General features: G+C 72.4%; 23 protein-coding genes. 14 read left to right on the plus strand and 9 right to left on the minus strand.

Annotated features, from left to right (window positions below; translation table 11 throughout):
- Nucleotides 1-3: 3 nt before the first annotated feature.
- Genes R4I43_RS12135 through R4I43_RS12145 form a run of 3 tightly spaced genes read right to left on the minus strand, consistent with a single transcriptional unit; the run spans nt 4 to nt 4,297 of the window.
- Nucleotides 4-1,446, minus strand: coding sequence for an AMP-binding protein (locus R4I43_RS12135; RefSeq protein WP_324265697.1), 1,443 nt, complete (start codon nt 1,444-1,446; stop codon nt 4-6).
- Entirely contained in the window at nt 1,443-3,320 is a 1,878-nt protein-coding gene (locus R4I43_RS12140; RefSeq protein ID WP_324265698.1) for a beta-ketoacyl synthase N-terminal-like domain-containing protein, read from the minus strand. Before R4I43_RS12140 ends, R4I43_RS12135 begins: the two co-directional genes overlap by 4 nt.
- Nucleotides 3,321-3,376: 56 nt before the next feature.
- Entirely contained in the window at nt 3,377-4,297 is a 921-nt protein-coding gene (locus tag R4I43_RS12145; RefSeq protein ID WP_324265699.1) for a glycosyltransferase family 2 protein, read from the minus strand.
- Nucleotides 4,298-4,353: 56 nt separating this feature from the next.
- Between R4I43_RS12145 and R4I43_RS12150 the strand changes: the two genes are divergently transcribed.
- From R4I43_RS12150 to R4I43_RS12160, 3 genes are all read left to right on the plus strand, one after another.
- The gene (locus R4I43_RS12150; protein WP_324265700.1) at nt 4,354-5,442 is read left to right on the plus strand and encodes a glycosyltransferase family 4 protein; all 1,089 of its coding nucleotides are present in this window, start codon (nt 4,354-4,356) and stop codon (nt 5,440-5,442) included.
- A gap of 173 nt (nt 5,443-5,615) precedes the next feature.
- On the plus strand, nt 5,616-6,743 hold the full coding sequence (locus R4I43_RS12155; RefSeq protein WP_324265881.1) for a glycosyltransferase family 4 protein: 1,128 nt from the start codon (nt 5,616-5,618) through the stop codon (nt 6,741-6,743).
- 36 nt (nt 6,744-6,779) lie between these two features.
- Nucleotides 6,780-7,640 carry a glycosyltransferase family 2 protein gene (locus R4I43_RS12160; RefSeq protein ID WP_324265701.1) on the plus strand — a complete coding sequence of 287 codons (861 nt, stop codon included), beginning with the start codon at nt 6,780-6,782 and terminating at the stop codon, nt 7,638-7,640.
- A gap of 233 nt (nt 7,641-7,873) precedes the next feature.
- Here R4I43_RS12160 and R4I43_RS12165 read toward each other — a convergent pair whose 3' ends face one another.
- Nucleotides 7,874-8,251, minus strand: coding sequence for a hypothetical protein (locus R4I43_RS12165; protein ID WP_324265702.1), 378 nt, complete (start codon nt 8,249-8,251; stop codon nt 7,874-7,876).
- A gap of 184 nt (nt 8,252-8,435) precedes the next feature.
- On the opposite strand from R4I43_RS12165, the gene manB reads away from it, so the two are divergent.
- Genes manB through R4I43_RS12180 form a run of 3 tightly spaced genes read left to right on the plus strand, consistent with a single transcriptional unit; the run spans nt 8,436 to nt 10,739 of the window.
- A complete protein-coding gene (gene manB, locus R4I43_RS12170) occupies nt 8,436-9,536 on the plus strand; it encodes a mannose-1-phosphate guanylyltransferase (protein WP_324265703.1) in 1,101 nt (366 codons plus the stop codon).
- 5 nt (nt 9,537-9,541) lie between these two features.
- A complete protein-coding gene (locus R4I43_RS12175) occupies nt 9,542-10,450 on the plus strand; it encodes a DNA-3-methyladenine glycosylase family protein (protein ID WP_324265704.1) in 909 nt (302 codons plus the stop codon).
- 40 nt (nt 10,451-10,490) lie between these two features.
- Entirely contained in the window at nt 10,491-10,739 is a 249-nt protein-coding gene (locus tag R4I43_RS12180; protein ID WP_324265705.1) for a hypothetical protein, read from the plus strand.
- A 5-nt stretch (nt 10,740-10,744) separates the two neighbouring features.
- On the opposite strand, the gene R4I43_RS12185 is transcribed toward R4I43_RS12180, so the two are convergent.
- From R4I43_RS12185 to R4I43_RS12200, 4 genes are all read right to left on the minus strand, one after another.
- The gene (locus R4I43_RS12185) at nt 10,745-11,275 is read right to left on the minus strand and encodes an NUDIX hydrolase (protein ID WP_407691232.1); all 531 of its coding nucleotides are present in this window, start codon (nt 11,273-11,275) and stop codon (nt 10,745-10,747) included.
- Nucleotides 11,272-12,630: a coenzyme F420-0:L-glutamate ligase gene (locus tag R4I43_RS12190; RefSeq protein WP_324265706.1), complete on the minus strand. Its 1,359-nt coding sequence runs from the start codon at nt 12,628-12,630 to the stop codon at nt 11,272-11,274. Before R4I43_RS12190 ends, R4I43_RS12185 begins: the two co-directional genes overlap by 4 nt.
- Nucleotides 12,631-12,700: 70 nt before the next feature.
- Nucleotides 12,701-13,690 (minus strand): 2-phospho-L-lactate transferase, encoded by a 990-nt coding sequence (gene cofD, locus R4I43_RS12195; RefSeq protein WP_324265707.1) that lies wholly within the window; start codon nt 13,688-13,690, stop codon nt 12,701-12,703.
- A 66-nt stretch (nt 13,691-13,756) separates the two neighbouring features.
- Nucleotides 13,757-14,515, minus strand: coding sequence for a site-2 protease family protein (locus R4I43_RS12200; RefSeq protein ID WP_324265708.1), 759 nt, complete (start codon nt 14,513-14,515; stop codon nt 13,757-13,759).
- A gap of 592 nt (nt 14,516-15,107) precedes the next feature.
- Between R4I43_RS12200 and R4I43_RS12205 the strand changes: the two genes are divergently transcribed.
- Both R4I43_RS12205 and R4I43_RS12210 read left to right on the plus strand, forming a co-directional pair.
- Entirely contained in the window at nt 15,108-15,335 is a 228-nt protein-coding gene (locus R4I43_RS12205; protein WP_093414649.1) for a WhiB family transcriptional regulator, read from the plus strand.
- Between the two features lie 150 nt (nt 15,336-15,485).
- Nucleotides 15,486-17,510, plus strand: coding sequence for a hypothetical protein (locus tag R4I43_RS12210; protein WP_324265709.1), 2,025 nt, complete (start codon nt 15,486-15,488; stop codon nt 17,508-17,510).
- Here R4I43_RS12210 and R4I43_RS12215 read toward each other — a convergent pair.
- Entirely contained in the window at nt 17,494-17,967 is a 474-nt protein-coding gene (locus R4I43_RS12215) for a metallopeptidase family protein (protein ID WP_324265710.1), read from the minus strand. The genes R4I43_RS12210 and R4I43_RS12215 overlap by 17 nt on opposite strands.
- A 205-nt stretch (nt 17,968-18,172) precedes the next feature.
- Between R4I43_RS12215 and R4I43_RS12220 the strand changes: the two genes are divergently transcribed.
- The 6 genes from R4I43_RS12220 to R4I43_RS12245 all read left to right on the plus strand — a co-directional run bounded on the left by R4I43_RS12220 (nt 18,173) and on the right by R4I43_RS12245 (nt 23,723).
- Nucleotides 18,173-18,532 (plus strand): DUF3499 domain-containing protein, encoded by a 360-nt coding sequence (locus R4I43_RS12220; protein ID WP_199740590.1) that lies wholly within the window; start codon nt 18,173-18,175, stop codon nt 18,530-18,532.
- Between the two features lie 104 nt (nt 18,533-18,636).
- Nucleotides 18,637-19,986 (plus strand): phosphomannomutase/phosphoglucomutase, encoded by a 1,350-nt coding sequence (locus tag R4I43_RS12225; RefSeq protein WP_324265711.1) that lies wholly within the window; start codon nt 18,637-18,639, stop codon nt 19,984-19,986.
- 47 nt (nt 19,987-20,033) lie between these two features.
- Complete coding sequence (locus tag R4I43_RS12230; protein WP_324265712.1) at nt 20,034-20,249, plus strand: Trm112 family protein; 216 nt, start codon at nt 20,034-20,036, stop codon at nt 20,247-20,249.
- Nucleotides 20,250-20,256: 7 nt separating this feature from the next.
- On the plus strand, nt 20,257-21,336 hold the full coding sequence (locus R4I43_RS12235; protein WP_324265713.1) for a hypothetical protein: 1,080 nt from the start codon (nt 20,257-20,259) through the stop codon (nt 21,334-21,336).
- Nucleotides 21,337-21,445: 109 nt separating this feature from the next.
- Complete coding sequence (gene manA / locus R4I43_RS12240) at nt 21,446-22,699, plus strand: mannose-6-phosphate isomerase, class I (RefSeq protein ID WP_324265714.1); 1,254 nt, start codon at nt 21,446-21,448, stop codon at nt 22,697-22,699.
- A 100-nt stretch (nt 22,700-22,799) separates the two neighbouring features.
- Nucleotides 22,800-23,723, plus strand: a complete 924-nt coding sequence (locus R4I43_RS12245) for a cation diffusion facilitator family transporter (RefSeq protein ID WP_324265715.1) — start codon at nt 22,800-22,802, stop codon at nt 23,721-23,723.
- Nucleotides 23,724-23,840: the final 117 nt, after the last annotated feature.

The following is a 23,840-nucleotide window of genomic DNA, read 5'->3' on the forward strand; positions in this document are numbered from 1 at the left end:
GCCTCACAGGTCGAGTTCGGTGCGCAACGCCCGGCGGTCCAGCTTGCCGTTGGCGTTGAGCGGGAGCCGGTCCAGCACCGTGATCCGGCGCGGCAGCATGTACGGCGGCAACCGGTCGCGCAGCCCGGCGTGCAGCGCGTCCGGTTCGCAGTCGCCCCCGACCGCGGCCGCCAGTTCCGGTTCGCCGTCGGTGGGCGCCGCCAGCACGATCGCGTCGCTCACCCCGGGCAGCGCCCGCAGCGCGGCCTCGATCTCGCCCAGCTCGATGCGGTGGCCGCGCACCTTCACCTGCTGATCGGTGCGTCCCAGGTGCAGCAGCAACCCGTCCTCGACCGTCACCAGGTCACCGGTGCGGTACCAGCCGCCCGGCGCGAAACGCCCCGCGTCGTCGGCCGCGTCGAGGTACCCGGCGAACCGCTGCGGCCCCCGCACGCACAGCTCGCCGCGCTCCGCCGGCCTGCCACCGGGATCCAGCAGCCGGAAATCCAGCGAGGGGAAGCACTCGCCGATCGGCGCGATCCCGTTCGGCGTGCCCGGCCACTCGGCTTCCTCGTCCGGCAGCCGGTATGCGGTGCAGGCGACGGTGAGCTCCGTCGGCCCGTAGAGGACTTCGACGTCGCTGTTCGGCGCCGCCCGCTTCCAGCTGCGCAGCGCCTCCAGCGGCACCGCCTCACCGCCGAAGATGCTGCACCGCAACGACGGCATCGCCCCCGGTCGGAGCGTGCCGAGCCGATCGGCGAAGGAGATCAGCGACGGCACCGAGAACCAGTGCGTCAACCGGAGCGCGTTGACCGCGCGCACCGGCGACAGCAGCGCTGCCTCCCGCGGCACCACCAGGGTCCCGCCCTGGCCGAGGGTGACGAAGATGTCGTGCACCGAACCGTCGAAGGTGAGCTCGAAGTTCCCCGAAACCCGGCTGCCGGGGCCGATCCCGTACCACGCGGCGACCTCGGTCAGGTACGCGTCGAGGTTGCCGTGCGAGATCGGCACCGCCTTCGGCGTTCCCGTCGACCCCGAGGTGCAGATGACGTAGGCGATGTCGCCCGGGTCCGCGGGAACCTCCCGCGCCCGGCCGAAGGGCTCGTCCGCGCCGGCGCGCAGCACGGGAACCTCCCACTCGCCTCCGGTGCAGGACTCCTCGGCCAGCAGCAGCTCGACCCCGGCCTCGGCCACCAGCTCCCGGATCCGCTCCGGCGGGTGCGCGGGGTTGAGGGGAACCACCGCCGCACCGGATCGCAGCACCGCCAGGTAACCGGCGTAGGCCAGCACCGAGCGGCTCGCCAGCAGCCCGACCCGCCGCGGCGCGCCCGCCGCGTGCAACCGCGCGGCCAGCCGCTCGACGAGTTCGCGCAGCTCCGCATAGGTGAGAGTGGTGGCGTCGACTTCCAGGGCGGGCTGATCGGGGAACCGGGCCGCGGCCCGCTCGAACCAGGCGTGCACGTTCATCGGGGCACCTCCGTCAGGTCTCGCGCCCAGCGGCACAGGTCCCGCACGGTGCGCAGCGACGCGAGCTCCTCGGGATCGACCTCGCGCCCCGTGCGCTGCTGCAGCTCCACCAGCAGCTGCAGCTTCGCCAGCGAATCGATGCCGATGTCGGAGAGCGTCGAGTCCTGGTCGAACCCGGTGCGCGCGTGCTTGCCCAGCAACCACTCCGCCGTGTCACCCCCGTCGGGCTCGTCGCCGGGCCAGTAGCGGCGCGTCTGCCACGGGTAGGTCGGCAGCGGCACATGCCTTCCCCGGCCGAACAGCCCGTCCCGGTCCACCGATTCGGAACCGAGGAAGCGGTCCAGCTCCGGAGTGCTGCCGGTGCTCAGCGCCTCGATGAGCTCTTGGTGCGTCGCCCCGATCGCCACCGCCCGGTGCTCGAAGCGGGTGCGCCGCAGCGCCGCGCTGCGGCAGATGTCGCGCACCGGCACCGCAGCGCCCGGACCGGCGAGGTGGTCGACGTAGGTCCGGGAGAGCTCGGCCAGCGCCTCCGGAGTGCGCGCCGACAGCACCAGCGGCCAGCGCGTCCCGTCATCGGGAACGCGCGGCTCGGGGTCGGCGCTGCGCAGCACCACGTGCGCGTTGAGCGCCGACGACCCCTGCGCCGACACCCCGGCGATCGCGCGGTCGGGGATGTCGGTGAGCTCCTGCGGGATCGACAACCCCGCCCAGTCCACGTCCGAGCGCGGCACCCCGGCGTGCAGGCTCGCCGGGACCTGCGAGTGCTCCAGGCACAACGCGGCCTTGATCAGCCCCACCAGGCCACCGGCGGCCTCCGCGTGCCCGAGGTTGGACTTCACCGAGCCGACCAGCAGCGGCCGCTGCGGTGGACGGGAGGCTCCCAGGACGCGGCCCAGCGCGGTCAGCTCCAGCGGATCCAGCAGCGGCGACCCGGCACCGTGCGCCTCCACGAAGTCCACGGCGGACGGGTCCACGCCCGCGTCCTGGTAGGCCCAGCGCAGCACGTCCACCTGGCCCTCCAGCGACGGGTTGAGCACCGCACCGCTGCTGCGACCGTCGTTGCCGACCGCGCTGCCCGCGATCACCGCGCGCACCCGATCCCCGTCGGCCAGCGCCGCCTCCAGCGGCTTGAGCACCACCACCGCCACCGCGTCGGACGGGGCGTGACCGTCGGCGTCGGCGCCGCCGAACCGGCTGCGGCCGTCCGCCGACATCGCACCGGCCTGCGACATCATCACGCCCTCGTCCGGGCGCAGCGGCAGGTTCACGCCCGCCACCAGCGCGACCGGGATCTCCCCGGACCGCAAGCAGCGCACCGCCTGGTGCACCGCCGTCAACGCCGACGAGCACGCCGTGTCGACCACCAGGCTCGGCCCGCGCAGGTCGAAGAAGTGCGACAACCGCGCGGGCAGCAGTGAGCGGACGTTTCCCAGCTGCGCCGCCGTCGCCGAGGAAAGGCCCCGCTGGAGCGCGGTTTCGAGGAAATCCGCTCGGGAATTGCCCACGAACACGCCGGTTCGGGTTCCGCGCAACCGCTCCGGCACGATCCCGGCGTCCTCGAGACCCTCCCACGCGCACATCAGCAGCAGCCGCTGCTGCGGATCGAGCGCGGTCGCCTCGGCCGCCGACATGCCGAAGAAACCCGCGTCGAAATCCGCAATGCCGTCGACGTACCCCGCCCGCGACCCGGCCAGCCCGCCCGGACCGCTGGTGCGCAGCGCCGCCGCGTCGTAGCGCTCCGCGGGGGTATCCGCGGTCGCGTCGACACCGGCGCGCAGCAGCTCCCACAGCCGGCCGGGATCGGTGGCCCCGGGAAGCCGGCAGGACATGCCCACGACGGCGACCGAACGCTGGTGAACTCCACTCGTAGTCATGCTCACGAAGTGTGTGCAGGTCGCTTACAACCCACTTGCACCGCGCTGACGCCCGGTCAGCGCCCCGCCCAGGCCGCCCACACCTCGCGACGGGAAACCCTCGCCGCACGCCCGATCCGCCACCGGGCCCGCAGCGCCGCGGGCAGCAGCAGGGCGACCTTCACCAGAACCCGCAGCCGCAGGGCGGCGCGCAGGTTCGGCGGCGGATGGGGCAGTTTCCGCCACGGCAGCAGCACCGTGATGGCCGCGAACCTCGCCAGCTCGCGCACCGCCACCCCCGCCGGCGCGCAGCGCAGCAGGGTGAGCAGGCGGTTCCCCTCGTTCCAGCGGTGGAACAGCGCAGAACCGGGCCGGGTGCTCGCCCCGTGCAGGTGCGTGCTGGTCGCCTCCGTGCGCACCACGTCGAAACCGGCCAGCCGCAACCGCCACGCGGTGTCGGTGTCCTCGTAGTAGCAGAAGAACTCGGCCGGAACGCCTCCCACCTCGCGCAGCACCTCGGTGCGCAGCAGCGCGGCCCCGCCGCAGAACCCGAAGACCGCGCCGGTCCCGGTGGCGTCGGCCCCGTGCCCGTCGGCGGTCAACCGCACACCGGTCGACTGCACCTCGCCGTCCGGCGTCAGCAGCACCGACGTGGCCGCCGCCGCGGTCGGAGTGCGCGAGAGGTTCCCCTCCACCACTTCCAGCCAGTCGGGGGCGGGCGCGGCGTCGTCGTTGAGCCAGGCCACGAAAGGCGTGGCCACCTCGGGCAGCGCGGCGGCCAGACCGCCCGCGTAGCCGACGTTGCGGGGCAGCCGCAGCACCTCGACATCGGGGTGGGCGGCGAGCAGTGGGGCGGTGCCGTCGTCGGAGGCGTTGTCGACCACCAGCGTGCGGTGCGGACGCGACTGGGCCGACAACGCCGCCAAGCAAGCGTCGATGTGCGCACGTCCGCGCCACGTGATCACGATGACCGTGGTGCGCACCTCGTCTGAAGCCACGGGGGAAACCTAGCGCCACGCGCTCGCGGCGTTCCAGCACGTGCGAAGCTGAGCGGGTGCCCGAGCTGGTTGCCATCGCCGAGCAGCTGCTTGCCCCGGTCCCCGGCGGCACCGGCCGCTACACCCGGGAACTGCTGCGCGCCCTCGCGGCCACGACCCCCGACGGCTGGACGGTGACCAGCGTCGTCAGCCGCAGCGGCGATCCGGAGCAGGCCCGTGTGCCGGGCGTCGGAGGACCTCGCGTGCTGCCGCTGCCGCGCCGCGCGCTGATCGCCGCGTGGGAACGCGGCCTCCCGCTGCGGCCAGGCGGTGACTCGGTGCACGCGATGACCCCGCTCGCCCCGCCGCGCAGGCGCGGACGCGGCCTGGTCGTCACCGTGCACGACACCGTCCCCTGGACCCACCCGGAAACCCTCACCCCGCGCGGAGTCAGCTGGCACCGGCGCATGATCACCAGAGCCGCCCGCAACGCCGACGCCCTGGTGGTGCCGACCCGAGCGGTGGCCGACGACCTGTCAGGGCGGATCGCGCTCACCACCCGCCCCCAGGTGATCTCCGAGGGCGTGAGCCCCGAGCTGTTGGCCGAGCCCCCCGCCTCCCGCCCCGGTCTGCCGGACCGATACCTGCTGGCCATCGGCACCATCGAGCCCCGCAAGGGCTTCCAGCACCTCATCCGCGCCCTCGCCGAACCGAACGCCCCCGACATCCCGCTGCTCGTCGTGGGCCGCCCCGGCTGGGGCGATCTCGACCTGCCCGCGCTCGCCGCCGACAGCGGCTACCGCCACCTCCGGCTGCTCACCGACATCACCGACGCGGAACTGTCCGGCCTGCTGCGCGGCGCCACGGCCCTGGTCGTCCCGAGCCTCGCCGAAGGCTTCGGCCTCCCGCTGCTGGAAGCCATGTCCCTCGGCGTCCCCGTCGTCCACTCCGACGCCCCGGCCCTGACCGAGGTCGCGGGCGGAGCAGGCGTCGAAGTCCCCAGAGCTGACCCGCCCGCCCTGGCGGCGGCGCTCCGCCGCCTCGTCGACGACCCCCAGCACCGCACCCACCTGGCCACCGCCGGAACCCGCCGGGCAGCGCAGTTCAGCTGGGAAGAATCCGCCCATCAGATCTGGCAGCTGCACCGCACCCTCGCCAACGCCTGACCCTCCCCGCGCCGAGAACCGCGGTTCTCGCACCCGGACCGCCGTGGCCGGGAGTGACAGGAAGGTTCCCTTGCTCACAGGGGCGTGGTGTCAAGGGCACCTTTTTCACGTACTGGGCACGGCGGCGGGAACGTTCGCCGTACTCTTTCCTGGTGCACAGAGGCGAACCGCACATCCTCATCGACGCCACCGCGGTGCCCGCGGACCGAGGCGGCGTCGGACGGTATGTCGATTCCCTGCTCGCGGCCCTGGATTCGGACGGCGCGCGGGTCACCGCGGCGTGCCAGCCGCGCGACGCCGCGCTGTACGCGAAGCTCGCGCCGAACGCGCGGATCATCCCTGCCGCCGAAGCCGTGGCGACCCGCACCGCGCGGTTGACCTGGGAGCAGACCACGCTGCCGGTGCTGGTCAAGAGGCTCGGCGCGGACGTGCTGCACTCGCCGCACTACACGACGCCGCTGGCCAACCCCGCCGCCTCCGTGGTGACGCTGCACGACGCGACCTTCTTCACCAACCGCCGCGTGCACTCACCGGTCAAGGCCGGTTTCTTCCGGGCCTGGACGCGGACCGCGCTGCGCCGCGCCGAGATCTGCGTGGTCCCCAGCCAGGCCACCGCCGCCGAGCTCGCGCGCACCGTCGGGGCCGACCGCAACCGGATGGCCGTCAGCTACCACGGCGTCGACCCCGACCGCTTCCACCCGCCGACGCCCGAGGAGATCGAGGCCGTCCGCGACCGGCTGAACCTCTTCGACCAGCCCTACGTCGCCTTCCTCGGGGCCCTCGAACCGCGCAAGAACGTTCCCGCGCTCATCCGCGGCTTCACCCAGGCCTGCCAGGGGCGTCGCGGTGACGCACCCGCCCTGGTGCTGGCCGGGCAGCCCGGCTGGGACACCAAGGTCGAGCGCGCCCTGGAATCGGTGCCGCACCGGATCCGGGTGATCAGGGCCGGGTACCTGCCGTTCGACCAGCTCGCCGGGTTCCTCGGCGGCGCGCGGCTGGTCGCCTACCCGAGCCTCGGCGAAGGCTTCGGGCTGCCGGTCCTGGAAGCGATGGCCTGCGGGGCGCCGGTGCTGACCACCCGCCGGTTGAGCCTGCCCGAGGTCGGTGGCGACGCCGTCGCCTACTGCGGAGTGCGGCCCACCGACATCGCCGCCGGCCTGCGGGAACTCCTCGACGACCCGGCCCGCCGGTCGGCCCTGGCCGCCGCCGCGCAACTGCGGGCCAAGGAGTTCACCTGGGGCGCCTGCGCGACCCAGCACCGCGAGGCCTACGACCGAGCTCACCACGCCCGCACCCGATGACCCTTCGGCGAGCGCGTTGCAGCAGAATGTGACGGCGTGACCAACCCGCGCACCTACGGCGACGAGCTCGCCGTCGTCACCGTGACCTACTCGCCCGGCGAGACGCTGCAGCGCTTCATCGACACCCTCGACAAGGCGACCCAGCGGCCGGTTCGCGTGATCCTCGCCGACAACGGTTCGCAGGACGGTGCGCCGCAGCGGGCGGCGCAGCAGCACGACCACGTCGAATTCGTGCCCACCGGCGGCAACCTCGGCTACGGCGGCGGCGCCAACCGGGGGGTCGCCGCGCTCGGGTCCGAGCACGGCTGGGTGGTCATCGCCAACCCCGACCTGGAGTGGGGTGCGGGTTCCCTCGACGAGCTGATCGCCGCGGCCGGGCGCTGGCCGCGCGGTGGTGCTTTCGGCCCGCTGATCACCGAACCCAACGGCGAGGTCTACCCCTCGGCGCGGCTGCTGCCGTCGATCGGACGTGGCGTCGGACACGCCGCTTTCGTCAAGATCTGGCCCGGCAACCCCTGGACGCGCGCCTACCGGCAGTCCGAGTCGGGGCGCAGCGAGCGCACCGCCGGCTGGCTGTCGGGATCCTGCCTGCTGATGCGGCGGGAGGCGTTCGACTCCGTCGACGGGTTCGACCCGCGCTACTTCATGTACTTCGAGGACGTCGACCTCGGCGACCGGCTGGGCAAGGCGGGCTGGCTCAACGTTTACGTGCCCAGCGCCGAGATCATGCACATCGGCGGCGCCTCGACGTCCAAGGCGTCCAAGCGGATGCTCACCGAGCACCACCGATCCGCCTACCGCTACCTCGCCGACCGCTACCAGGGCCTCAAGTGGGCCCCGCTGCGCCTCGCGCTGAAGATCGGCCTGACCCTGCGCGCCAAGATCCAGGCGCGCTGATCGTCTCAGGCTGTTCCTGGTCGCTTTGCGTGGCGGTGCGGGTGGCGGAAACCCCCGAACGGGAAAGACCAGCGGCTTCGTGGACTCCGTGCGCCGCTCCTTGAGTATGCCGATACGCGGCGTCCCGGCGCACTCGCCACGAAGCCGCTCAGAAATCCCCCGCAGGGGAGGGCACCGCGGTGCCGGCTGCCAGGGTGGTGAAAGAGGATGCGGCTCCGCCGCATCAACGGGCTCTAGTACTGCTGCGGGTACTGCTGCTGGACCGGCTGCGAGCCCAGCGGCCCGAACTCGTTCGGGTTGCGCTGCGCCTGGTAGGGGTTCGGCGGCAGGGCCTGCTGCTGTTGCCCGTAGTCCTCGGTCGGCCACCCGGTGTGCGGATCGACCGTGGGGAACTGCGGCTGCTGCTGGTTCTGCTGGGGCGGCATCGACTGGCCGGCCGCGGGCAGCATGTTCGTGTCCGTGTCGGCGGCGGCGCTGTTGACGACGTCGCGCGGGATCCGCACGGTGTTCGCCGCATCCATCGGCGAGGTGGCGTTGTCCGGTGTGACGACGAACGCGCCGCGTGCCCGCGCGCGAGCAAGTGCTTCGTCGGCTCGGAGGCGCGGGTCCATGTGGATGCCCTCTCAGTCGTTCGCAGTCGGTGGTGCCGAGCCCGGCGAAGAACCGGGTGTGGCGTTGAACCGGGCACGGCCATCGGGCACGGGCCCAGTGTCATTATGCCGGTGCCACTGCCAGAGTATTCCCCCCCAATGGGTTTTCGTCATCGATCTAGGTCAGGTAGGGAGGACGACGCCGATGTCCGCGGATGCGCAGACCCCGGCCGAGCCGCGCCAGAACGCGGAAGCGGTCGTGCTGGTGGGCGGGCGGGGGGTTCGGCTCCGGCCTCTGACCCTGTCCGCGCCGAAGCCGATGTTGCCGACCGCCGGCGTGCCGTTCCTGGCCCACCTGCTGTCCCGCATCCGCGCGATCGGCATCGAGCACGTGGTGCTCGGCACCTCCTACAAGGCCGAGGTCTTCGAGGAGCACTTCGGTGACGGATCCGACCTGGGCCTGCACATAGAGTACGTCGTGGAGTCCGAGCCGCTGGACACCGCGGGAGCCATCCGCAACGTCGCCGACCGGCTCAGCGCCGACGACGTGCTGGTGTTCAACGGCGACATCCTCTCCGGCGTGAACCTCGCCGAACTCCTCGACACCCACCGCGAGACCGCGGCCGACGTCACCCTGCACCTGGTGAAGGTCGACGATCCGCGCCGCTTCGGCTGCGTTCCCACCGACGCCGACGGGCGGGTCACCGACTTCCTGGAGAAGACCGAGAACCCGCCGGTCGACCAGATCAACGCGGGCTGCTACGTCTTCCGCAGAGAGGTGATCAACAGCATCCCCGCGGGCAGACCGGTGTCGGTCGAGCGCGAGACCTTCCCGGGACTGCTGGCCGGCGGTGCCCGCGTGCAGGGCCACGTCGACTCGTCGTACTGGCTGGACATGGGAACCCCTGCCGCGTTCGTGCGCGGCAGCGTCGACCTCGTCCTGGGCAACGCCCCCTCCGGCGCGCTGCCCGGCCCGACCGGTCGGGCGCTGGTGCTCACCGGCGCGGCGGTCGCCGAGGACGCGGTGGTCGACGGCGGCAGCACCGCCGGCGCGCGGTGCGAGATCGGTTCCCGCGCCCAGGTCAGCGCCTCGGTGCTCTTCGACGGCGTGGTGGTCGAGGACGGCGCGATCATTGAGCGCTGCGTGGTGGGAACCGGAGCCCGGGTGGGCGCCGGTGCTGTGCTGCGGGACGCGGTGATCGGCGACGGAGCGGTGATCGGCGCAGGCTGCGAGCTGGTCGAGGGGATCCGGATCTGGCCGGGCGTCGAGCTGCCGCCGAGCGGAGTACGGTTCTCGGCGGATTGAGCGACATGGACCAACCCCTCACCCGCGACTGGCACCACGACTACCCGCTCGACCTGCTGCGGGTCCTGTCCCCGCTGCGCCGCGGCAACGGCGACCCGACAACCCGCGTCGAGCAGGGCGAGCTGTGGTGGGCCAGCACCACCGCGCACGGCCCGGCGACGTTGCGCCTGCGCCGCGCGACCGGGAGGACCGTTCGCGCATCGGCCTGGGGACCGGGCGCGGAAGCGGTGCTGGCGGGAGTCCCCGACCTGCTGGGCGCCTCCGACGACGACAGCGGCTTCGCCCCCGCCCACGACGTCGTCACGCGCGGCGTGCGGGCGGCCTCGGGGATGCGCCTGTGCTCGTCGGGGCGGGTGTGGGACGTCCTCGTCGCCGCGATCCTGGAGCAGAAGGTCACCAACCGGGAGGCTTGGCGCTCGTGGCGGGAGCTGTGCCGCCGCTTCGGCCACCCGGCACCGGGGCCGGTGGAGAAGCTGTGGACCGCGCCTGACCCGCAGCAGGTCCGGCAGATCCGGGACTGGGAGTGGCACCGCGCGGGCACCGACGGAGCCCGCCGCCGCACCCTGCTCGCCGCGGCCTCGTCGGCGCGCAGCCTGGAGAAGGCGGTCGCGCTGCGCGGCGAGGCGGGCCGGGACCTCCTGCAGAAGATCCCCGGCATCGGCCCCTGGACGGCGGCCGAGGTCGCGCAGCGGGCCTGGGGCGACCCCGACGCGGTCAGCGTCGGCGACTTCCACCTGCCCACGATCGTCGGCACCGCCCTGGTCGGCCACCCCCTCGACGACGAGGGGATGCTCCAAGCCCTCAGCCCCTACGAAGGCCACCGCCACCGGGCCGTCCGCTACCTCGCCGCAGCAGGCGTCAACCGCCCCCGCCACGCCCCACGCCTGCCCGTGCGCAACTACCGGTCCTTCTGAGCGGGCGCTTTCGCTCTTGCGCCACTACGGAAGCCATGACATGCCCGAGGTCATGGAGTCAGGGCACTGGGAGGACGAACCGGTAGAGCCCGACCCGATGATCACCACGTCACTGCGCTTGCCGAAATCGCTGCTGGATCAGGTTCGCGAACGAGCCGCAGCCGAGGACGTGAAGCCGACGGCGTGGATCAGAGGGCTGATCGAGTCCGCGCTGGAGCGCTCCGAGCCGAATGGTGTCGAAGCACGGCTCCGGCGCCTGGAGGACGCCGTCTTCAACGAAACGGCCTGAGCCGGTCAGGCCAGCGCCGCGGTGAACAGCGGGCCCAGGTCCGTGTTCTCCGGGGGAGTGGTCAGCGGCCACCAGCGCAGGTCGAGGGACTCGTCGCTGCGGGTGGGTTCGGCGTCGGCCGGGGCGCGGACCACGTAGCGGACGTCGAAGTGACGGGTCGGCTTGCCCAGCGAGCAGGTGATCGGGTGGACGTCCAGGTGCACCGGCTCCGGATCCACCACCAGGTCCGTCATCCCGGACTCCTCGGTGGCCTCGCGCAGCGCCGCACCGGCGAGCGTGTCGTCCTCGGGTTCGCAGTGCCCGCCCAGCTGCAGCCACCGGCCGACCCGTGGGTGCAGCGTGAGCAGCACGTTGTCGCCCGCCGCGTCCAGCAGCACCGCCGAGGCCGTGACGTGGCCCGGCTCGCAGGCGCGCAGGCACGCGTCGTCGCGGGCGTCGAGCAGCGTCAGGAACGCCTGGCGCAGCGCCTCCTGCTGCGGGTCCACCGGGCGCCAGTCGCCCAGCACCCGGGTCGCGTCGGCGTGCGGTCCGCTCACAGCTCCACCAATCCGTCGTCGAGATCGCGCGGCGGTCGCGGGCCTTCGGCCGGGGTGGCCGGGTGCCCGACCGCCACGGCACCGAGGGGTTCCCAGTTCTCCGGCAGGTCCAGGGCCGCGCGCACCACGCCGGGGCAGAACATCGTCGAGGACACCCAGCACGAGCCGAGCTCCTCGGCCGCCAGCGACACCAGCAGTCCCTGCACCGCGGCACCGCCCGCGACGGTGAACATCTGCCGTTCCGCGTCCGAGCGGGCCTCGTCCGGGTAGTCGTGGGCGCCGTCGTGCACCAGGAACGGCAGCACCACCTCGGGCGCCGCGTACAGCAGGTCGCCTCGGGTGACGCGGCGTCGCGCGGCCTGCTCGGACAGCCCGTCGCCGCGCAGGTCCTCCAGCCACGCGGTGCGCATCGCGTCGAGCAGCTTGATCCGCAGCGCGCGATCGCGCAGCCACACGAACCGCACCGGGCGCGTGTGGTGCGGGGCCGGAGCCGTCAGCGCCGCGCCGACCGCGCGCCGCACCGCTGCCTCGTCCACCGGGGTGTCGGCGAACTCGCGCACCGACCGGCGCACCAGCACCGCCTCACGGCGGCCCTGCGCGATCGCCTCGGCGGTCCCCAGGTGGAACAGGTCCTCCTCGACCGGGCGGGCGAGGTCTCGCGCCGTCGAACCGTCGTCCACAGTGGTCAGTCCGCGCACCACGGCGACCGGGACGCCGCCGAGCTTGCCCTTCACCAGGTCCGCGGCACCGGCGATCTCGTCGGCGATCGCGACCTCGGTGACGGCGAGCTCGTTGCCCTGCGAGTCCGTGCTGCCCGCGTAGCGGTGCAGCACCGGCAGCCCGGCGGAGCCGATGGCCGCATCGGTCTGGCCGACCCGCCAGGCCCGGCCCATCGTGTCGGTCACCACCACCGCGACCCGCACGCCCAGCCGCTCGGCGATGCCCTCCCGCAGCCTCCTCGCCGAGGAGTCCGGGTCTTCCGGCAGCAACGCGATCTGGTCCTGCGCGACGTTCGAGGCGTCCACCCCGGACGCGGCCTGCACGATGCCGAGCTTGTTCTGCGTGATCAGCGTCCGGCCCTTGCGGGCCAGCACCGACATCGCCTCCGACAGCACGAGCTCCCGGCGCAGCGCGTCGCGCTGCTCGGGGTCCGCGGGCGCGGTGACCATCCGGCCCTCGACCTTGGACACGATCTTGCTGGTGACGACCAGGACGTCACCATCGCTCAACCACGGGGCCGCAGCCGAGATCGACGCCGCCAGATCGTCCCCCTCGACGAACTCCGGCAACCCCTGCACGGCGAACAGCTGAAGCCCCCCGGCAGCCGCGTGGTCCTGAGGCCGGTTCTCGCTCATGCCACCTCCGCAACTCGCGGGACACCCGCACCCGGTCGGCGGACATGAGCGGGGGCAAGCCGATTCTCGCTCATGCCACCTCCGAAGCCACGTCGAACGCCGCCTCGGCCATCGCCGCGGTGGCGTCCACATCGGACATCAGCAGCGGCACCGACCGCACCTTCACGCCCGGCACGTCAGCGGTGTCGTCGCTGTGCACCAGCCAGCCGTCCAGGATTCCTCCCGCGTCGCCGCGCGCGCCGTAGTGGCGGCCGACCGCCTCCGCCGAGGTCTCCACGCCGATCGCGCTCAGGCACGCGTCGGCCATGCCGCGCAGCGGCTTGCCGCCGATGATCGGGGACAGGCCCACCACAGCGGCCTTCGTCTCGCGCAGCGCGTTGCGGAAACCGGGCACCGCCAGCAGCGTTCCGATGCTCACCACGGGGTTCGACGGGGCCAGCAGCACCACGTCGGCCTGCGCGATGGAGTCCAGCACCTCGGCCGTCGGCTTGGCCTCGTCGGCGCCGACCGGCACGATCGCGTGCGCCTTCGGCTCCGCGCGGTACCGCACCCACCACTCCTGGAAGTGCACCGCGCGGCTCTCGCCGGACTCCGGGTCGTCGATCGCCACGTGCGTCTCGACCCGGTCGTCGGTCACCGGCAGCAGCCGAACCCCGGGCTGCCAGCGGTCGCACAGCGCCTCGGTGACCGCCGACAGCGAGTAGCCGGCGCGCAGCATCCGGGACCGCACCAGGTGGGTCGCGATGTCGCGGTCACCCAGGCCGAACCACGTCGGCTCGGCGCCGTAGGCCGCGAGCTCCTCCTTGACCGACCAGGTCTCGTCGACCCGGCCCCAGCCCTTCGCGGTGTCGATGCCGTCGGCGAGCGTGTACATGCAGGTGTCGAGGTCCGGGCAGACCCGCAACCCGTGCATCCACACGTCGTCGCCCACGTTGACCACCGCGGTGACCTCGTGCTCGGAACTGTCCGCCGCACCGATGGCGGGCAGCCCGAGCGCCGCCTTGACTCCGAGCAGGAAACGGGCGCCACCGACGCCGCCGACCAGAACTACGACCTTCACAACACCGATCCTCGCACGCCCGGGGGAACCCGGACCTGTGAACCCGGACGCTCCCGACCCGTGGACTCACAGCCCGCCGAAGATGCTCCGGAACAGGCTCTGGCCGAGGGAGGTCATGGCCGAGTCGCCGCCGACGAGGTCGAACACGAAGTAGGCGAGCTCGAAGAACCAGCTGCCGACCAGCGGCACACCGATCAGCAGCAGGAACAGCACCAGCGGAGCCCACGGCCGCGCCTTCTCGCCGAACCGCCGGGCCGGGGCTGACAGCCACGGTTCGATCGCGCCGTAACCGTCGAGCCCGGGCACCGGCAGGATGTTCAGCACGAACGCGATCACCTGCAGGAACGCCAGGTAGGACAGTCCGGCCGTCAGCCCGATCGGCATCGGGACGAGTGCGATCACCGCCGTGAGGATCATCCCCAGCACGAGGTTCGTCAGTGGTCCCGCCAGCGAGACCATCGACTCGACGCGGCGGCCGCGCAGCGCGGCGTGGTTGATCCACACCGCACCGCCGGGCAGCGGGATACCGCCGATGGCCACGAAGATCAGCGGCAGGATGATGCTCAGCACTGGATCGGTGTAGCGGCGCGGGTCCAGCGTCAGGTAGCCCTTCGCGCGCACCGACCAGTCGCCACCCCGGTAGGCCGTCGCCGCGTGCCCGAACTCGTGCAGGCACAGCGAAGTGGCCCAGCCACCCAGCACGAGCAGGATCACGCCGCCGGTCAGGGCCGCGGTGTTGGTGAAGGTCGTCAGCACGCCACCGAGCGCGGTGACCGCGACGATGCCGAGGAACAGCGGGCTGACCCGCACGGCGGAGGTAGTCACGCCGCAAGTCTCCACGACCCGCCGCTGGCGTGTTGATCGGATTCGGCAGGCGCTGATCGACGCGGGGTGATATTAATGATCTTGGCGCAGCACGATGCGCCGTACGGAGCACAAGCGCTGTGCCGAACGCGCAGAGCCGATTGGCGCGGCCGGGCCTGGGATTCCGAAGATCCGGATGTCCCTCTACGGATGGTCTCGGCTTGACCGCAAGGAGCTACACGGGTGTAATCACAGCAGTGTCATTCGCTGCTGAAATTCGAACGCCTCGCTGCGGCAGGCGGTCACGGCGGCGTTCGGTCGGGTGCGGGAGAACCCGGTCGGACACGAGGTCGATCGGCACTTCGTCGGCGGTGAGAGGGCGACGAGGTGAACGGTCGGCGACGGCGCCGCCGTCGATGCGTTCTGGTCCCGCCAGCGGGACCGAAGACCTGCGAGCAGGAGTGCGTCCTGTTCCGGTCCTGGGGAGGACCGGTGGGATAAACGGGGAGATATCGGGGGAGTCATGTGGGAATCAGGAGATAGCCGTCTCGCGGAGCGCGGGGACGCCACCACCGCGCTCGCGGAGTTCGACGCGCTGGCCGAGCTCTTCGAGATGGAAGAGGAGCAGGAGTGGCAGGAGCGCGCGCTGTGCGCTCAAACCGATCCGGAAGCCTTCTTCCCGGAGAAGGGCGGATCCACTCGCGAGGCCAAGCGCATCTGCTCCGGCTGCGAAGTCCGTTCCGAGTGCCTGGAATACGCGTTGCAGCACGACGAGCGCTTCGGCATCTGGGGAGGTCTCTCCGAGCGCGAGCGCCGCAAGCTCAAACGCCGCGCGGTCTGACGGACCACGCCGCTCGTGCTGTCGGTACCGCTGGGGAGGCGGTCCGCGCGGTTTCCCGAGCGGGCTGACGTCGCCGCTTCGCCGCTGGGCTTTCCGCGTGCATTACCGTTCGGGCCGTAGGGGTTCGGACGAGCGGGAGGACCAGCGCGGGTGGACGAGCCGTCGAAGTCGCGGTTTCAGGGCTTGAAGTCGTTGCGCCGCATCGCCTTCCAGCGAAGCGGCCAGAACGGGCAGCCGACGCCCTCACCGCGCGAGTCGTCGGAGGACCCGGGCGCCGCGGAGGTTCCGGAGCCGGAGAGCCGCTCGTCGCGCGCCCGCGCGCTGGACGTGCTGCGTTCGCCCGGGACCGCGATGGTCGCCGCGCTCGTGGTTTTCGCGCTCGTCAGCGCACTGGTCACCGGTCGTCTCGGCGGAGCGCTGGCGGGCGGTCGGCTGCTGCCGACCGCTGATCTGGCCACCACCTGGGGCGACTACCTCAACGCCTGGCACGCCGTCAGCGGCGGCACGGGATCGCCCGCGTCGCCCTCGCTGGCCGTGCTGGCGCTGCTCGGCTCCGTCCTAGGTGGACCGTCGGTGGTCGTCGGCGCGCTGCTGCTGTTCGGGGTTCCGCTCGCCGGGCTGAGCACCTACCTCGCCGCCCGCGCGCTCGACGTCACCCCGCTGCGCCGCGCCCTGGTCGCCGGCGCCTACGCGCTGCTGCCGGTGGCCGCGATCTCGGCCGGGCAGGGGCGCCTCGACGTCGTCGTCGTGCACGTCCTCGTCCCGCCGCTGCTGGCCGGGATCGCCGCGGTGATCCGGCGTTCCGACGGCCAGTGGCTCGGCACCGCCTGCCTCACCGCGTTCGGGCTGGCCGTGCTCGGCGCGTTCGCCCCGCTGGTGCAGCTGGCGCTGATCGTGCTCGCGCTGCTCGCCCACGTCCTGGTGCCCGGCAACGGGCTGCGCGGACGGCGCCGGGCCGCCGGGCTGGTCGCGCTGGTGCTGCTGTCGGTGGCCTGCCTGCTGCCGTGGCCGGTGCAGCTGCTCAACCACCCCGAGGTGCTGGTGCACGGGCTCGGCGCCCGCACCGCGGAGCAGCCCGCGTCGGTGCTGCTGGCGACGCTCAGCCCCGACGGCTCGCTGCCGAGCGCGCTCGGCGCGCTGCTGGTGCTGGCCGCGATCCTGGCGCTGGCGATCTGCTTCGACGTCCGGATGCTGGCCGGTGCCGGGGTCGCCCTGCTCGGCTGGCTGGTGGCCGTCGTCATCGGCACCGTGTCCGTCGAGCCGCTGACCGGTGGCGTCGCGAGCCCCGGCTGGACCGGCGGCCCGCTGGTGCTGGTCGCGGCGGGATGCGCCTGGATCGTGCTGGTCGCGAAGATGCCCTCGCTGAGCTGGAAGATCACCGCGCCGGTGCTGGCGGCCGGGTTGCTGGCGCTGGGCGCGGCCTCGGCGATCGGCACCGCCTCGGGCCCGCTGCAGGTCCACCAGGCGGCACCGGCGACGGGCACCCGGCTGGTGCTGGAGGCGGGACCGCAGCCCGCCCGGTTGGTCACCGGCGAAGGCCCCCGCTTCGGCGACGACGACCTGGCCCCGGCCGGATCCGCCGCCGACTGGCTGCGCCAGGTCGACGAGGACCTGAGCAGCGATGACAGCGCCCGGGTGCGCCGGGCGCTGGCCGCGGTGGCCGCCAGGGGAGCCGACCACGTGATCGTGCCGGCGAACTCGCAGCTGCCCGAGCTCGCCTACGACATGGTCGTCGACGACGGCAGGCTCACCGGCCCGAGCCGCGAGCTGCGGCTGCTGGTGCCCGCGACCCCGGTGAAGCTCGTCGGTCCTGACCTGGCGCGGCAGGCCCAGACCGAACCCGGCCCCGCGCCGGAGGCCCGCCCGCTGCCGGTGGGGGCCGAACCGCCCTCGTTCACCGTGCGGATCTCCGAGGGCGGCGCCGGGCGCGCGCTGGTGATCGGCGCCGAGAACGAGCCCGGCTGGTACGCCGAGGTCAACGGCAAGCGGGTCCCGCTGGCCACCGCCTGGGGTCACCAGGTCGCGGTGCCGCTGCCCGAGCAGGCCGCCGAGGTCCAGGTGGGCTACACCGAGCTGCCGCGCACCACGCTGCTGGTGGTGCAGGCCGCCGTGGTGCTGTTCACGGTCATCGCCGCCATCCCGGGCCGCCGCCGGGCGCTCACTGCCCTTCGATGACGTCCGGGTCCAGGCCCAGGTAGGTGGCGACCTGCTCGACGAGGACGTCGTGCAGCAGGTCGGCCATGTCCGTGCCGTCGCGGGCGCGGGCCTCCAGCGGCCTGCGGTAGAGCACGATGCGCGCGCGGGTGGGCAGGCCGCGCTTGTCCACGCCCGCCGGGATGAGCCTGGCGAGCGGCACGTTGGCGTCGACCACCACGTCGTCGTCCCAGGTCACCTTCTCCGGAGCGGTGTTGCTGATCTCCGGGACCTCGTCGACGGCCACGTCGAGCTGGGTCAGTTCGGCGTGCCAGCGCTGCTCGATGGGTTCGAGCGCCTCCAGCACCAGCGCGTCGAAGCGTTGCGAACGGCTGCGCGATACCGGGACCGAGGAGGGGTACAGCGGTCCGCGCAGGCCACGGCCGCGCCGGTCCCGCCTGGAGCGGGTTCGACGCCGAGATCCACGTGCGGTCACCACGGGCTGAGGGTACGCCCTTCGCAACCCTGGCCGGGACAGCCGCCACGGGGATTTCGGGTGGTGATCACTACCGGCTGTTCGCCGAAAGCAGACACCCGATCAGGGCGGCCGGAGGCAGGGTGGAAACTGGTGTTCGGCGTGGCTCGTGAAAGAGATTCCGCGTGCCTGCGCCGCGAGGTGGACAGGAGGCGCTATCGTGCGTGTCGTGCGGAGCGTGAGGCGGTGCTCGCGGACCGGGTGTGTCAACCCGGCCGTCGCCACGCTCACTTATGCCTATGCGGACTCGACCGCGGTCGTGGGCCCGCTCGCCACCTATGCCGAACCGCACAGCTACGACCTGTGCGAGGCGCACGCGCTGCGGCTGACCGTCCCCAACGGCTGGGAGGTCGTCCGGCACGAAGGCGAGTTCGCGCCACCGACCCCGTCCGATGACGACCTGACCGCGCTCGCCGAGGCGGTGCGCGAAGCGGGCAGACCGGACAGGCCGGTGGAACCGCAGGTCAGCGCCCCAGGAGCCGGGCGCCGTGGCCACCTGCGGGCGCTGCCCGACCCGGTGGACGAGTGAACAGATCGTGACGAACAGCTCTGGTCAAACCGGATGCTGCCAACGACCCGCCGATCGCCGGTAGGCTGCCAACCACGTTGGTTGGGAACCGGGGAGGGTGCAGCGTGCGGGACCTGTCGGGGATCGTCAAGGCTTACGACATCCGCGGGGTGGTCGGCGACGGACTGGACGCCGACGTCGTGCGGGAGATCGGAGCGGCGTTCACCAGACTGGTCGGTGGACCGGCCGTGGTGATCGGCCACGACATGCGGGACTCCTCGCCGGGACTGGCGCAGGCGTTCGCCGACGGTGTCACCGGTCAGGGCGTCGACGTCATCAACATCGGCCTGGCCAGCACCGACATGCTCTACTTCGCCTCCGGCAAGCTGGAGCTGCCCGGTGCGATGTTCACCGCCAGCCACAACCCCGCCGAGTACAACGGCATCAAGCTCTGCCGCGCGGGCGCCGCGCCCGTGGGCCAGGACAGCGGCCTGTCGGAGATCCAGGAGCTCGTCGGCCACGGCGTTCCCGAGTTCCTCGGCGCGAAGGGTTCGACCAGCGAGCGCGACATGGTCGCCGAGTACTCGGCCTACCTGCTCGACCTGGTGAAGCTGCGCGACATCCGCCCGCTGAAGATCGTCGTCGACGCGGGCAACGGCATGGGCGGGCACACCGTGCCCACCGTGTTCGCCGACCTGCCGGTCGAACTCGTGCCGATGTACTTCGAGCTCGACGGCTCGTTCCCGAACCACGAGGCCAACCCGCTGGACCCGGCCAACATCGTCGACCTGCAGGCCAAGGTCCGCGAGGTCGGCGCCGACGTGGGCCTGGCCTTCGACGGCGACGCCGACCGCTGCTTCGTGGTCGACGAGCGCGCCGAACCGGTCACCCCGAGCGCGATCACCGCGCTGGTCGCCGCCCGCGAGCTGGGCAAGGAGCCCGGCGGGACGATCATCCACAACCTGATCACCTCCAAGGTCGTGCCCGAGATCGTCACCGAGCTCGGCGGCAAGCCGGTGCGCACCCGCGTGGGCCACTCGTTCATCAAGCAGACGATGGCCGAGACCGGCGCGATCTTCGGCGGCGAGCACTCCGCGCACTACTACTTCCGCGACTTCTGGCGCGCCGACTCCGGGATGCTGGCCGCGCTGCACGTGCTGGCCGCCCTCGGCGGTCAGGACAAGCCGCTGTCGGAACTGATGGCCGACTACTCCCGCTACGCCGCCAGCGGCGAGATCAACTCCACCGTCGACGACCAGCAGGCCCGGATGCGAGCCGTCGCCGACGTCTTCGGTGACCGGAATGGCGCTTCTGTCGACGAGCTCGACGGGCTTACCGTGGAGCTGTCGGACGGATCGTGGTTCAACCTGCGCCCGTCCAACACCGAGCCGCTGCTCCGGCTCAACGTCGAGGCGAGCGACACTGAGGCCATGACCGCGCTGCGCGACGAGGTACTCGCGGTCATCCGCGGGTGAACCTGACGAGTGACACTCGCCGAAGCGCGCGAGTTTGGGAGGAAGACGTGGCCGTTGACCTGGAAGCGCAGTTGCTGGAGATCCTGGCCTGCCCGTGCGAGCAGCACGGTGCGCTGCGGCCCGGCCTGGCCGACGACGCGCAGGCCGACTACCTGACCTGCACCTCCTGCGGTCGCGGTTTCCCGGTGCGGGACGGCATTCCGGTGCTGCTGCTGGAAGAGGCCGTCGGGGGCGGGTCTCCCGGCGGCGCCGGGGAGGGGTGAGCTTCCGGTGCTGGACGACACGCTCCTCGACGATCCGGCCAGGCTGGCCGACGTCGATTCCGGCGGCCTGCTGAGGCTGGCCGCGCTCTCCGGCGCGCAGGTGCGCGCCACCGCCGAGACCGCTGCCGAAGCGGGCCTGGACGACCTGGCCGACGAACGCCCGCGCGCGGTCGTGCTGCTGACCAGGCCCGGTGTGGGGGTGAGCGTGGCGCGGCTGCTGGTCGCGCTGGCCGGCTCCCGCTGCCCGGTGCCGGTGGTGGTCTCCGACGAGCTGCCGTCCTGGGTGGGCGCGCTGGACGCGGTCTTCGCCCACACCGACGACGTCGGTGACGTCACCCTCGCCGAATCCGTGGCCACCGCCTGCCGCCGAGGCGCCAGCGTCGTGCTCGCCGTGCCCGCCGAGGGGCCGGTGGCCGCTGCCGGTGCCGGTCGGGCGAAGGTCCTGGTGCCGCGCGTGCCCGTGCCGCCCGCGCTGGCGTTCGCCTACGTCTTCGCCGCGGGCATCAGCACCTTCCGGGCGCTGGGCCTGCTGGACTTCGACGCCGAGGAACTCGCCGAGGCGCTCGACAAGGAGGCCGAGCGCGCCCACCCCAGCCACGAGGCGCTGAGCAACCCCGCCAAGTCGCTGGCGCTGCGGATGGCCGACCGCACCCCGCTGCTGTGGGGCCTGGACCCGATCTCGGCCGCCGTGGCCGCTCACGCCTCGTTCGCGCTGGGCGCGCACGCGGGCGTGCCCGGCCACGTCGCCGAGTACCCGCAGGCGGTCGTGCAGCGCGGGCTGCACCGCGCCGCCGCTTCCGTCGGCTCCGAGGCCGACATCTTCGCCGACCCCGAGGACGAGGCCGGGGCGCTGCTGCGGGTCTTCCTGATCGGCACGCGCCACAACGATCAGGGGGAGGTGTTCGAACGGTCCGCGTTGCGGGACCTGCCCGGTGCCGACGTGGTCACACCGGGGGACACGGTGCGCGCCGACCCGCTGCTGCGCGCCGCCGTCCTGGCCGCCCGCTTCGACCTGGCCGCCGTGTACCTGGGCCTGGCCGCGGGCACGCTCAACGGGCCCGGCTGGCCGGCCCTGGCCATGAGCTGAGGCCGACTGCACGGCATCGAAAATCCGGGAAGCCCCCGATGCCGCACGCCCGCGGGCGCGATGTGCTGGCCGGGCGAGCAAGCGCGAGAACGAGGAAGCGAGAACGACTGTGGAGCTACTGCGCAACGCGGTGCGCCCCTACGCGTGGGGTTCGCGCACCGCTATTGCGGATCTGCTCGGTCGGCCCGTCCCCACACCGCACCCGGAGGCAGAGCTGTGGATGGGCGCCCACCCCGGTGACCCGTCCCGGGTGCTGCGCTCCGGCGGCGACGAGGTCTCGCTGCTGTCGCTGCTCGACTCCGAGCCCGCCCACCACCTCGGCGACGAGTGCGTGCGCCGCTGGGGCGGCAGGCTGCCGTTCCTGATGAAGGTCCTCGCCGCCGACGAGCCGCTGAGCCTGCAGGCCCACCCCTCCGCCGAGCAGGCCGCCGAGGGGTTCCAGCGGGAGGAGCGGGCCGGCATCGCGCGCAACGCGCCGAACCGCAACTACCCGGACCCGACCGCCAAGCCCGAGCTGATCTGCGCGCTCACCGAGTTCCACGCGCTGGCCGGGTTCCGCGACGCCCAGCGCACGGTCCGGCTGCTGGACGCCCTGGACGTGCCGAGCCTGCGCGCGCACCGCGAGCTGCTGGCCGCGCAACCGGACGCCAGCGGGCTGCGCGCGCTGTTCACGACCTGGATCACGCTGCCCGAGCACTACCTCCGGGACGTGCTGCCGGAGCTGCTGGAGGCCTGCGTCGCGCACGTCAAGGAGCGCGGTGAGTTCGCGCTGGAGTGCCGCACGGTGCTGGAGCTCGGCGAGGCCTACCCGCACGACGCCGGGGTGCTGGCGAGCCTGCTGCTGAACCGGCTGGTGCTGCAGCCGGGCGAGGCGATCTTCCTGCCGGCCGGGAACCTGCACGCCTACCTGCACGGCACCGGCATCGAAATCCTCGCCAACTCCGACAACATCCTGCGCTGCGGGTTGACGCCGAAGCACGTGGACGTGCCGGAGCTGCTGAAGGTGCTGGACTTCGCCTGCGGCGACATGCGGGTCCTCAAGGGCGAGTCGCTGGACGCCAACCTCACCGCCTACCGCACCCCGGCCGACGAGTTCGAGCTGTCCAGGCTGGACTGGACGCCGGCCGAGTCGGGCACCGTCCACCTGGACTCGCCGGGCCCGCAGATCCTGCTGTGCACCAAGGGCAGCGTCCGGTTGACCAGCGGTCACCGCGGCAACGGCTCGCTGCCGCACGAGCTGGTCCTGCAGCGCGGCCACTCGGTGTGGCTGGCCGCCAGCGACCCGGCCGTGGAAGTCCGCCCGGCCGAACTGGACTCGGACGGCCAAGCCCAGGTCTTCCGGGCCGCCGCCGGGTCGTTCTGAGAGCGATCTCGCCCCACACTTGCGTCCAGTCCGCCCCTTCCCGGCCTGGGCGCCCGGTAGATTCCTCCCGACATCGCAGCCGGATCGTGTGGAGGAGATCGTGTCAGCAGGGGGCGGGACCAAGGCCATCCTGGCCGCATTGGCCGCGAACGCGGGCATCGCGCTGGCCAAGTTCGGTGGATTCCTGTTCACCGGTTCGTCGTCGATGCTGGCGGAATCGGTGCACTCACTGGCCGACACCTCCAACCAGGGGTTGCTGCTGCTCGGCCAGAGGACCTCGCGGCGCAAGGCCAGCGAGGACCACCCCTTCGGCTACGGCCGCGACCGGTACTTCTACTCGTTCGTCGTGGCGCTGATGCTGTTCACGCTGGGCTCGGTGTTCGCGCTCTACGAGGGCATCCACAAGATCGAGCACCCCGAGCCGCTGGAGTCGGCGTGGGTGGCGGTGCTCATCCTGGTGATCGCGATCGGCCTGGAGACCTTCAGCTTCCGGACCGCCATCAAGGAGTCGCGCGAGATCAAGGGGAAGTTGGGCTGGTGGCAGTTCATCCGCCAGGCCAAAACGCCTGAGCTGCCGGTGGTCCTGCTGGAGGACCTCGGCGCGCTGATCGGCCTGGTGCTCGCGCTCGGCGGTGTCGGGCTGACCGTGCTGACCGGCAACGCGATCTTCGACGGCATCGGCACCGCGTGCATCGGTGTGCTGCTGGGCGTGATCGCGGTGGTGCTGATCGTGGAGACCAAGAGCCTGCTCATCGGTGAGGGCGTGAGCCGCGACGTGCTCGACGAGATCATCGGGCAGGTGGAGTCCGAGCGGGTGGAGCGGGTCATCCACATCCGCACCCAGTACCTCGGTCCCGACGAGCTGCTGATCGCCGCGAAGATCGGTCTCGCCCCGTCGCTCTCGGTTGCGGACGTGGCTGCCGAGATCGATGGTGCAGAGCAGCGGATTCGGGAGAAGGTTCCGGCGGCTCGCCTGATTTACCTGGAACCGGATCTCGACCGTGGCCGCACGACCACGGCCTGACACAAGACACCGCTTTGTCATCACGACGGGTTAACGAAAACGGTGGCGAACACTGGCCGCCCGTTACCCGGAGCGACATGAGCGGGTTAGGGTGCGTTCACCGCGCGACACTTGGGA

The sequence above is a fragment of the Saccharopolyspora mangrovi genome (genome assembly GCF_035320975.1).
Taxonomy (GTDB): domain Bacteria; phylum Actinomycetota; class Actinomycetes; order Mycobacteriales; family Pseudonocardiaceae; genus Saccharopolyspora; species Saccharopolyspora mangrovi.